This window comes from Streptomyces milbemycinicus, from assembly GCF_002154605.1.
GTDB classification, from domain to species: Bacteria; Actinomycetota; Actinomycetes; order Streptomycetales; family Streptomycetaceae; genus Streptomyces; species Streptomyces milbemycinicus.
Map to the genome: position 1 here is coordinate 1 of NZ_MUNE01000603.1, position 9,447 is coordinate 9,447.

Below are 9,447 nucleotides of genomic sequence, written 5' to 3' on the forward strand. Positions count from 1 at the left end.
CGCGCTCGGCGCGGCGGGGCTGTCGGCAGGCATAGCCCAGGCGGACAATGGGTCGTCTACGCGCGTTGAGCGACGCGACCCTGCGCCCGCGAAGACCGACGTCGAGCACGACCTGGCCGGGCCTTACAGCAAGCAGCAGGAGGCGCAGCGGCAAGAGGCGCTGCAACAGGTCATATCCGGGGACGCGAAGGCGGACCGGCGCGGCGCGTCTTCGGTGGTGAAGCTCGGCAAGGGCAAGTACGTCGAACTGGCCCGGGAGAAGACGGACAAGATCTTCACCATCCTGGTCGAGTTCGGCGACAAGGTCGACGACACCACCATGTACGACCCGGACGGCCCGGACGGCCCCGAGCAGCCGGTGAAGAAGTACGGCGGCGAGCCGGGCCCGGCGCACAACACGATCGCCGAGCCGGACCGGGCGAACGACAACAGCACGGCCTGGCAGAAGGACTACAACCGCCAGCACTTCCAGGACCTCTACTTCTCCGCTGAAAAGGGGAAGGAGTCGCTGAAGAAGTACTACGAGAAGCAGTCCTCGGGCCGCTACTCGGTGGACGGCGAGGTCTCCGACTGGGTCAAGGTCGACTGGAACGAGGCCCGTTACGGCTCCAACTACTGCGGCGACACCAACTGCGCCAACGCCTGGGACCTGATCCGCGACGGCGTCAACCAGTGGGCCAAGGACCAGAAGGCGGCCGGCCGTACCGACGCCGAGATCAAAGCGGACCTGGCGAAGTACGACCAGTGGGACCGCTACGACTACGACGGCGACGGCAACTTCAACGAGCCCGACGGCTATATCGACCACTTCCAGATCGTCCACGCCGGTGAGGACGAGTCGGCGGGCGGCGGCGCGCAGGGCACGGACGCGATCTGGGCCCACCGCTGGTACGCGTACGGCACCAACGCAGGGCAAACCGGCCCCGGCGACAACAAGGCCGGCGGCGCGCAGATCGGCGACACCGGCATCTGGGTCGGCGACTACACCATGCAGCCGGAGAACGGCGGACTCGGCGTCTTCGCCCATGAGTACGGCCATGACCTGGGTCTGCCGGACGAGTACGACACCACCGGCAAGGGCGAGTCGTCCGTGGCCTTCTGGTCGCTGATGTCCTCCGGCTCCTGGCTGGGCACCGGCAAGGACGCGATCGGCGATCTGCCCGGCGATATGAGCGCCTGGGACAAGCTGCAGCTCGGCTGGCTGGACTACGACACGGCGAAGGCCGCCACGAAGTCCCGGCACACCCTCGGGGTGGCCGAGTACAACACCAAGAACCCGCAGGCGCTGGTGGTCGAGCTGCCCGACAAGGCCGTGACCACGAAGATCACGCAGCCCGCCGAAGGCTCCAAGCAGTGGTGGAGCGGTATGGGCGACGACCTCAAGAACACCCTCACCCGGTCGGTGGACCTCACCGGCAAGTCCAAGGCGAGCCTGGACCTTCAGGGTTGGTGGGACATCGAGGATAACTTCGACTACCTCTACACCGAGGTGTCCACGGACGGCGGCGCCAACTGGACGCCGGTGGATGGCACCGCGGACGGCAAGTCCATCCCGCGCGACGCCGGTGACAAGCCCGCGCTGACCGGGACCTCGGGCGCGTACAAGAAGCTCTCCTTCCCGCTCGACGCCTACGCGGGCAAGAAGATCGACCTGCGCTTCCGCTACCAGACGGACGGCGGCGTCGCCCAGGCCGGCTTCGCGGCCGACGCGATCACTCTCACGGCGGACGGCGCGCCGGTGCTGACCGACGGCGCCGAGGGTGACGACAACGGCTGGACCACGAACGGCTTCTCGCGCATCGGGGCGTCCTTCACCAAGGACTACCCGCAGTACTACATCGCGGAGAACCGCCAGTACGTGTCGTACGACAAGACCCTCAAGGTCGGCCCGTACAACTTCGGCTGGCTCAACAGCCGGCCCGACTGGGTCGAGCACTTCCCGTACCAGAACGGTCTGCTGATCTGGCTGTGGGACACCTCCGAGCCGGACAACAACGTCGGCCAGCACCCCGGCTCCGGCCAGATCCTGCCGATCGACGCGCACGCCACCCCGCACACCTGGGCGGACGGCACGCTGATGCGCAACCGCATCCAGGCGTACGACTCGCCCTTCAGCTGGTACCCGACGGACGGCTTCACGCTCCACAAGAACGGCGCCGCCGCGAAGATCCCGGCAAAGCGGGGTACACCGGTCTTCGATGACCTCAAGGGGACGTACTGGTACGAGTCGAACCCCACGGGTGGGGTGAAGGATGCTGACAGCAACACCAAGATCAGCATCCTGAAGGAGCTTCCGGGCGCCTCCACGCTGACCGTCCAGGTCTCCCCGTCCGCTTCCTAGATCAATAGATCTGCCGTCGTCGCAGGTCAGAGCGGCATCGGCCGTCGCCCCCTAGCGGGCGGCGGCCGATCGCGTTTAGATGCCCCTAGACCTTTCTTGCTGACACGACGTCTCACGGGGGACATGGACAGATGGCCGACGGAGGATTCACCAAGCTGCCGGGAGGCAGCGTGGTCGTGGCACTGACCCTGCCGCGACCGCTGGGCGAGGGCGGTGTACGGGTGCTGGTGCACGCCGTGAACCGCCAGCGCGCCCTGACCAGGCTGCGCAACCTCGGACTGCGGGCGGTGTACCTGCGGGGGAACAGCGCGCCGCCGACACCGGACGAGGTCACGGCGGTGCTGCACCACCCGGACGGGCTGGTGTGGCGCACGGCGCCGTACGGGGTCGGGGAGCTGTGGCACCCCATCGCGGCCCTGCTGCGGCCGCCCGCGGCGGCGTAGCCCGGCCGTAGCCCGATGTGGCGCGGATCTGCAGCGCGGATTTGCAGCGCGGATTTGTAGCGCGGATTTGTAGCGCGGGTCAGACGACCGGCTTGCCGGAGAGCTCCACGCCCGCCGCGCGAAGCTCCTCCAGGGCCCGCTCCGTGGTCGCCTCGGCGACCCCGGCGGTCAGATCCAGCAGGACGTGCGTCGCGAACCCCTCGCGGCGCGCGTCCAGGGCCGTGGCCCGGACACAGTGGTCGGTGGCGATGCCGACCACGTCCACCTCGGTCACCCCGCGCTCGCGCAGCCACCGCGCCAGCGGCATCCCGTTCTCGTTGGCCCCCTCGAAACCGCTGTACGCCGCCTCATACGCGCCCTTGTCGAAGACCCCGTCGATGGCGCCGGAGGCGACGGCGGGGGCGAAGTTCGGGTGGAAGCCGCTGCCCTCGGTGCCCGCGACGCAGTGCGGCGGCCAGGTGCGCTCGTAATCCGGGTGGTCCGAGAAGTGGTCCCCGGGGTCGATGTGGTGGTCCCGGGTGGCGACGACATGGCGGTAACCGGGCGTCGCCTCCCCGATCAGATCGGTGATGGCGGCGGCGACATCCGCACCGCCCTGGACCGCGAGGCTGCCGCCCTCGCAGAAGTCGTTCTGGACGTCGACGACGATCAGTGCCCGGTGCATGGCGTGCGCCTTCCGGCTGGGATCAGAGGTGAGGACCGGGAAGCGACTCGGCCCGAAGCTGTTTTGTGTGCTGAAGCGGTCTGGTGAGCTGGTGATCTACTGACTGTGGCGGATGTCACCGAGGGTAGACACTCGGCCAGGTTTGCGGGAGTGGGCCGGGGCCGGACGCCGGACTGGCGGAATCGCGCTCCGGCACGATACGGCGGCCGGGCGCGAGGCCGGGCGCACGCGCCGCATCGGCCGGTGCGCACGCCGTCTCGGCGCGCCGCGGTGCGCCCTGATGTGCGCCCTAACCATGCGCCGCACTCATGCGTCGTGCGCGGCATCGCGCCCCGCGTACGGCCGCCCCGCGTACAGCTGCCCCGCGTACGGGCGCTGCGCGTACGGCCGCCCCGCGTACGGTTCTCGCACGTATGGCCACTCTGCGTAGCGCCGCTCCGGGCATGGCTGCCCCGTGTGCGGCTGCCCCACGCATCGCCGCCCGGGGCCCAGAGGTCCCGGGCCCCGACCTTCGGGGGCCATCCCCATCGCCTATGGCTCATCCCACCGCGTACGACGGACGGCTCACCGCATCGCGTACTCCGTCGGGATGACCGGCTCGCCGCGCGAGAGCTGCGTCGCCGACAACGGCAGCCCGGCCCGCGCCGTCACATGCCGCTCGCGCGCCGCGTCCAGCGGCTCGCGGGCCACGACCTCGCCGCCGCGCACCAGCTCGACCAGCAACTGCCGGTCATCGAGGCCCGGCGGGACCGCACCGCTGCCGACCACCTCGGCCTCGGCCACGCCGTCCTCGTCCAGCCGCCGGGCGGCCCACTTGCGGCCGCCGACCGAGATTTTGGAGCCCATGGACTTCTTCGCCACGGGGCGCAGCGGCGCCTCCGGGGCGTCGGAGTCGGCCCGGGCGACCAGTTTGTAGACCATCGCACAAGTCGGGTGACCGCTGCCGGTGACCAGCTGGGTGCCGACCCCGTACGCGTCCACGGGCGCGGCCGCGAGTGAGGCGATGGCGTACTCGTCGAGGTCGCTGGTGACCACGATCTTGGTGTTCTTCGCGCCGAGCTCGTCGAGCTGGTGGCGCACCCGATGGGCGAGCAGCAGCAGGTCCCCGGAGTCGATCCGTACCGAGCCCAGCTCGGTGCCCGCGACCTCGACGGCGGTGCGCACCGCCGTGGCGACGTCGAAGGTGTCGACCAAGAGAGTGGTGGCGCTGCCGAGGGAGTCGACCTGCGCGGTGAAGGCGTCGCGCTCGGTGTCGTGCAGCAGGGTGAAGGCGTGTGCGCTGGTGCCGACGGTCGGGATGCTGTAGCGGAACCCGGCGGCCAGGTCGGAGGTGGAGGAGAAGCCTCCGACGTACGCGGCGCGGGCCGAGGCGACGGCGGACAGCTCGTGGGTACGGCGGGCGCCCATCTCGATCAGCGGTCGGCCGCCGGCGGCGACGGACATCCGGGAGGCCGCGGCGGCGACCGCGGAGTCGTGGTTGAGGATGGAGAGGATCACCGTCTCCAGCAGGACGGCCTCGCCGAAGCTGCCTTCGACGCGCATGATCGGCGAGCCGGGGAAGTAGACCTCGCCCTCCGGGTAGCCCCAGATGTCGCCGCGGAAGCGGTAGTCGGCGAGCCATGCCAGCGTGGGCTCGTCGACGATGTGCTGGTCGGCGAGGAAGTCCAGGACGTCGCTGTCGAAGCGGAAGTTCTCCACGGCGTCCAGCACCCGGCCGGTGCCCGCGACGACACCGTAGCGCCGCCCCTCGGGGAGGCGGCGGGTGAAGACCTCGAAGACCGAGCGTCGGTCGGCGGTCCCGGCGTGCAGGGCGGCCTGCAGCATGGTCAGTTCGTACCGGTCGGTGAACAGCGCTGTCGAGGGCACGTCCACCGGCAGTCCGAGTTGAGCGGTGTTCATAGACGATGATGCTACCCCCGATACTCGTCAAAGTGACGATTTCTGGGTGCCGGTTTATGCGACGTGCCATGCCGGGTGGCAGCATGGGGGATGTGAGTGCGACACCGGTGGAGATCGAACGTCCCCAGTCCAGCGAGGCGCCTTCGGCGGTACCCGAGCCCGATGTTCCCTGGGTCACCGTCGTGCACAACGACCCGGTCAATCTCATGAGCTATGTCACGTATGTCTTCCAGGCGTACTTCGGCTATTCAAAGGACAAGGCGCACCGACTGATGCTGGACGTCCACCACAAGGGTCGCGCGGTCGTCTCGAGCGGCAGCCGCGAGGAGATGGAGCGCGACGTGCAGGCGATGCACGGGTACGGACTGTGGGCGACCCTCCAGCAGGACCGCTGATGGCGGGGCACTTCGAGCCGCTGCCCGGCGGCGGGGCCATGGCGGCCCTGGATGACGTGGAGATCTCCATCCTGCGCAGCCTGGCGGTTCAGCTGCTTGAGCTGATCGGTCCCGGTACGGAGCCGGTGGAGGGGCACGACCCGCTGGACGCGCTTTTCGCCGAGGGGCCCACCAAGCCGCCCGCGGACCCGGCGCTGGCCCGGCTTTTCCCGGATGCGTACGGCGGCCCGGGCCGGAAGCTGGGGGCCGACGAGGAGGCCACGGCGCAGGCCGCCTCGTCCGAGTTCCGCCGCTACACGGAGAACGACCTGCGGGCCCGTAAGCGCGAGGACGCGCTCGCGGTGGTGCGCGGTCTGGACGCCCTCGCGCGATCGGGAGCGGGAGCGGGGGCAGGAACGGAAACCGGGGCGGAGGCAGAGGGCGCCGAGGTAGAGGACGCCGAGGCCGGGGGCGCCGAGGCCGAGGGCCCCGAGACCGAGGGTGTGGAGGCCGGGACGGGGGTCCTGGAGCTGTCGCCCGAGCAGTCCCGGCAGTGGCTCGGCGCGCTGAACGACCTGAGGCTGGCCATCGGCACCCGGCTGGAGGTCACCGACGAGGACGACGGCGGCGAGCTGCTGCGGCTGCCGGACTCCGATCCGCGTAAGCCCATGGTGATGGCGTACTTCTGGCTCGGCGGACTCCAGGAAACCCTCGTCGAAACCCTGATGCCCTGATCGCTGAGTGTTCGTTTAGAGGATGCTCAAGTCCGGATAACGATCGCGTCACCGAGGCCGAGACTTTTGCTGGCTGAGGTGGCTTTTGTCCGCTTCTTTCTGTGGTGTGCCGCACATCTACCCGTGTGGATCAGCGTTGCGGCCGTGGTAAATCTTCACGATCGCCAGCCCCCCACTGGAAGAAAGGCGAAGAAACCATGACCTCAGCGCGGGTCGATCGACCTGGAGACGACGCTGTCGGCCATGCGGCCGTGGGCACCACTTCCGAAGAGGGCTACGAACGGGGCCTGGGCAGTCGCCAGGTCCAGATGATCGCCATCGGCGGCGCCATCGGCGTCGGGCTCTTCATGAAGGCCGGGGCGAACATCGCCAAGGCCGGGCCCAGCATCATCCTGATGTACGCCCTCGCCGGCGTGGTCATCTTCTTCATCATGCGAGCGCTCGGCGAGCTGCTGCTCTACCGGCCGGTCACCGGCTCCTTCTCGGAGTACGCGCGGGAATTCCTCGGCCCGTTCTTCGGCTATGTCACCGGCTGGACGTACTGGCTGATGTGGGTGGTCACCGGCATGGCCGAACTCACCGCGGCCGCCATCTACATCCACTTCTGGTTCCCCTCGATCCCCCAGTGGGTCAGCGCCCTGGTCTTCCTGGTGGTGCTGTTCGGGGTCAACCTGATCTCGGTGAAGATCTTCGGCGAGGTCGAGTTCTGGTTCTCGATGATCAAGGTCACCGCGATCATCGGCATGATCGTGATCGGTCTCGGCGTGCTCACCCTCGGCTTCTCCGACGCCGGTGACACCGCCTCCGTCTCCAACCTCTGGTCGCACCACGGCGTCTTCCCGAACGGCATCGGCGACAGCCTGATGACCCTGCAGGGCGTGATGTTCGCCTATCTGGCCGTCGAGCTGGTCGGCGTCACCGCGGGCGAGTCCGAGGACCCCGAGAAGACCCTGCCCAAGGCGATCAACACCCTGCCCTGGCGCATCCTCATCTTCTATGTGGGCGCCCTGCTGGTGCTGCTCTCCGTCGTCAAGTGGACCGAGTTCTCGGCGGGCGAGAGCCCCTTCGTCCACGCCTTCTCGGTGATCGGCATCCCCTTCGCCGCGGGCATCGTCAACTTCGTGGTGCTCACCGCCGCCCTGTCGTCCTGCAACTCCGGTATGTACTCCACCGGCCGGATGCTGCGCGACCTGGCCGCCAACGGCGAGGCCCCGGCCTCGCTGGGCAAGCTCAGCGCCCGTAAGACCCCGGCCGTCGGCATCACCCTGTCCGTCGCCCTCATGGGCATCGGCGTGGTCCTGAACTACCTGGTCCCGGAGAAGGCCTTCGAGTACGTCACCTCGGTCGCCACCGCCGCGGGCATCTGGGCCTGGGCGATGATCCTGGTCAGCCACATCCGCTACCGCAGCGCGGTGCGCGCCGGCCGGCTCCGGGCCTCGTCCTTCCCGGCCCCCGGCGGCGCGATCTTCAGCTGGGTCGCGCTGATCTTCCTGATCTTCGTCACCGGCCTGATCGCGTACGACAAGGACGCCCGGATCTCGCTGTACGTCGGCGCCGGCTGGGCCGTGTGCCTGGCCATTGGCTGGGCGGTCCTCAAGAGCCGCGGCCCGCGGGCGGCCGACGCGGCCCCGGAGCGGGAGTACGCCGCCAGGTAACGGCCACACCGTCTCGGTGGGCGGGCTCCGGATCTCAGGGTCCGGAGCCCGCCGCATTTTGCGCGTCTTATTCTTTGGCCATGCTGACCATCACGCAGGCCCTCCATGACCAGATCGTCGCGCACGCCCGCGCCGACCACCCCGACGAGGCGTGCGGCGTGATCGCTGGTCCGGCCGGCAGCGGCCGCCCTGAGCGGTTCATACCGATGCTCAACGCGGCCCGCTCGCCCACGTTCTACGAGTTCGACTCGACCGACCTGCTCAAGCTCTACCGCGAGATGGACGACCGGGACGAGGAGCCCGTGGCCATCTACCACTCGCACACCGCCACCGAGGCATATCCGTCCCGCACCGACATCTCGTACGCCAACGAGCCCGGCGCGCACTATGTCCTGGTCTCCACCGCCGAGTGCGGCAACGACGAGGGTCCGTTCCAGTTCCGGTCGTTCCGGATCGTGGACGGCGAGGTCACCGAGGAAGAGGTCAAGGTCGTCGAGGCGTACTAGTCAAGGCGTACCAGAGGCATCTTCATCTCGTATGGTGGTCGCCATCCGCCCGAATCGTGGGACGGCCCTCCGGGGGCGGGGCGGGGAATCGATACGATGACTCCATGGTTGTCGATGATGTGAGCGAGAAGACGCCGGGCATGCTGCTCGTGGCGCGCCTCCACGTCGACCTGTGTCGGCTGGCCAGCGCGATGTGTCCGCGCCGGGCCGCCGCCTGACCGCCGCGGAGTCACGTCCCCACGCCCGCGTGCTGTCATGCGCACCGACCCTCCCCCCGGACGCCGTCCGGGAGGGCCCTGAATCCCCGCCCTCCGACAGGAGCCCACACATGGCCATCGAGGTCCGCATCCCGACCATCCTCCGCACCTACACCGACGGCCAGAAGGCGGTCCAGGGCAGCGGGAACACGATCGCCGAGCTCTTCGCCGACCTTGAGACCCGGCACACCGGGATCCAGGCGCGCCTGGTCAACGACGGTGAGCTGCGCCGCTTCGTCAACGTCTACCTGAACGACGAGGACGTGCGCTTCCTCGACGGCGTCACCACCAAGCTCACCGACGGCGACAGCGTCACCATCCTCCCGGCCGTCGCGGGCGGCGGGGTCTGATGCGGTACGACAGCCCTCTCGCAGCGGTCGGCAACACGCCGCTCGTCAGGCTGCCGCGGCTCTCCCCCTCCGCCGACGTCCGTATCTGGGCGAAGCTGGAGGACCGCAACCCGACCGGCTCGATCAAGGACCGCCCCGCGCTCCACATGATCGAACAGGCCGAGAAGGACGGCCGGCTGACACCGGGCTGCACCATCCTGGAGCCGACCTCCGGCAACACCGGC

11 protein-coding genes are annotated in these 9,447 nt (G+C 69.1%); 9 read left to right on the forward strand and 2 right to left on the reverse strand.

The annotated features are described in order from the left end of the window. Positions 1 to 2,341, forward strand: a 2,341-nt coding sequence (locus CCN51_RS40155; protein WP_245881770.1) for an immune inhibitor A domain-containing protein, incomplete at its 5' end; no start/stop codon positions are given. Positions 2,342 to 2,472: 131 nt separating this feature from the next. Beyond that, a complete protein-coding gene (locus tag CCN51_RS40160) occupies positions 2,473 to 2,784 on the forward strand; it encodes a hypothetical protein (RefSeq protein WP_014179245.1) in 312 nt (103 codons plus the stop codon). A 79-nt stretch (positions 2,785 to 2,863) separates the two neighbouring features. On the opposite strand, the gene CCN51_RS40165 is transcribed toward CCN51_RS40160, so the two are convergent. Next, positions 2,864 to 3,448 (reverse strand): nicotinamidase, encoded by a 585-nt coding sequence (locus CCN51_RS40165; RefSeq protein ID WP_014179246.1) that lies wholly within the window; start codon positions 3,446 to 3,448, stop codon positions 2,864 to 2,866. A 564-nt stretch (positions 3,449 to 4,012) separates the two neighbouring features. Further along, on the reverse strand, positions 4,013 to 5,347 hold the full coding sequence (locus CCN51_RS40170; RefSeq protein WP_043487500.1) for a nicotinate phosphoribosyltransferase: 1,335 nt from the start codon (positions 5,345 to 5,347) through the stop codon (positions 4,013 to 4,015). Positions 5,348 to 5,430: 83 nt separating this feature from the next. Here CCN51_RS40170 and clpS point away from each other — a divergent pair, with 83 nt between their 5' ends. From clpS to CCN51_RS40200, 7 genes are all read left to right on the forward strand, one after another. Next, a complete protein-coding gene (gene clpS, locus CCN51_RS40175; protein WP_043491409.1) occupies positions 5,431 to 5,742 on the forward strand; it encodes an ATP-dependent Clp protease adapter ClpS in 312 nt (103 codons plus the stop codon). Then, positions 5,742 to 6,455 (forward strand): DUF2017 domain-containing protein, encoded by a 714-nt coding sequence (locus CCN51_RS40180; protein WP_014179249.1) that lies wholly within the window; start codon positions 5,742 to 5,744, stop codon positions 6,453 to 6,455. The genes clpS and CCN51_RS40180 overlap by 1 nt, the downstream gene beginning before the upstream one ends. A gap of 197 nt (positions 6,456 to 6,652) precedes the next feature. Continuing rightward, the gene (locus tag CCN51_RS40185; protein WP_043487501.1) at positions 6,653 to 8,110 is read left to right on the forward strand and encodes an amino acid permease; all 1,458 of its coding nucleotides are present in this window, start codon (positions 6,653 to 6,655) and stop codon (positions 8,108 to 8,110) included. Between the two features lie 80 nt (positions 8,111 to 8,190). Beyond that, positions 8,191 to 8,616 carry a M67 family metallopeptidase gene (locus CCN51_RS40190; RefSeq protein ID WP_014179251.1) on the forward strand — a complete coding sequence of 142 codons (426 nt, stop codon included), beginning with the start codon at positions 8,191 to 8,193 and terminating at the stop codon, positions 8,614 to 8,616. A gap of 104 nt (positions 8,617 to 8,720) precedes the next feature. After that, positions 8,721 to 8,834 carry a putative leader peptide gene (locus CCN51_RS59740; protein ID WP_014179252.1) on the forward strand — a complete coding sequence of 38 codons (114 nt, stop codon included), beginning with the start codon at positions 8,721 to 8,723 and terminating at the stop codon, positions 8,832 to 8,834. A gap of 110 nt (positions 8,835 to 8,944) precedes the next feature. After that, positions 8,945 to 9,223 carry a MoaD/ThiS family protein gene (locus tag CCN51_RS40195; protein ID WP_014179253.1) on the forward strand — a complete coding sequence of 93 codons (279 nt, stop codon included), beginning with the start codon at positions 8,945 to 8,947 and terminating at the stop codon, positions 9,221 to 9,223. After that, positions 9,223 to 9,447: pyridoxal-phosphate dependent enzyme (locus CCN51_RS40200; RefSeq protein ID WP_143676034.1), on the forward strand; the 225-nt coding region annotated here is incomplete at its 3' end. The genes CCN51_RS40195 and CCN51_RS40200, both read left to right, overlap by 1 nt.

What these genes read in the sequence shown, in the direction of transcription:
- CCN51_RS40160 (WP_014179245.1), top strand. Translation starts at nt 2,473, where the DNA reads ATGGCCGACGGAGGATTCACCAAGCTGCCGGGAGGCAGCGTGGTCGTG.
- clpS (WP_043491409.1), top strand. Translation starts at nt 5,431, where the DNA reads ATGGGGGATGTGAGTGCGACACCGGTGGAGATCGAACGTCCCCAGTCC.
- CCN51_RS40195 (WP_014179253.1), top strand. Translation starts at nt 8,945, where the DNA reads ATGGCCATCGAGGTCCGCATCCCGACCATCCTCCGCACCTACACCGAC.
- CCN51_RS40180 (WP_014179249.1), top strand. Translation starts at nt 5,742, where the DNA reads ATGGCGGGGCACTTCGAGCCGCTGCCCGGCGGCGGGGCCATGGCGGCC.
- CCN51_RS40190 (WP_014179251.1), top strand. Translation starts at nt 8,191, where the DNA reads ATGCTGACCATCACGCAGGCCCTCCATGACCAGATCGTCGCGCACGCC.
- CCN51_RS40185 (WP_043487501.1), top strand. Translation starts at nt 6,653, where the DNA reads ATGACCTCAGCGCGGGTCGATCGACCTGGAGACGACGCTGTCGGCCAT.
- CCN51_RS59740 (WP_014179252.1), top strand. Translation starts at nt 8,721, where the DNA reads ATGGTTGTCGATGATGTGAGCGAGAAGACGCCGGGCATGCTGCTCGTG.
- CCN51_RS40170 (WP_043487500.1), bottom strand. Translation starts at nt 5,347, where the DNA reads ATGAACACCGCTCAACTCGGACTGCCGGTGGACGTGCCCTCGACAGCG.
- CCN51_RS40165 (WP_014179246.1), bottom strand. Translation starts at nt 3,448, where the DNA reads ATGCACCGGGCACTGATCGTCGTCGACGTCCAGAACGACTTCTGCGAG.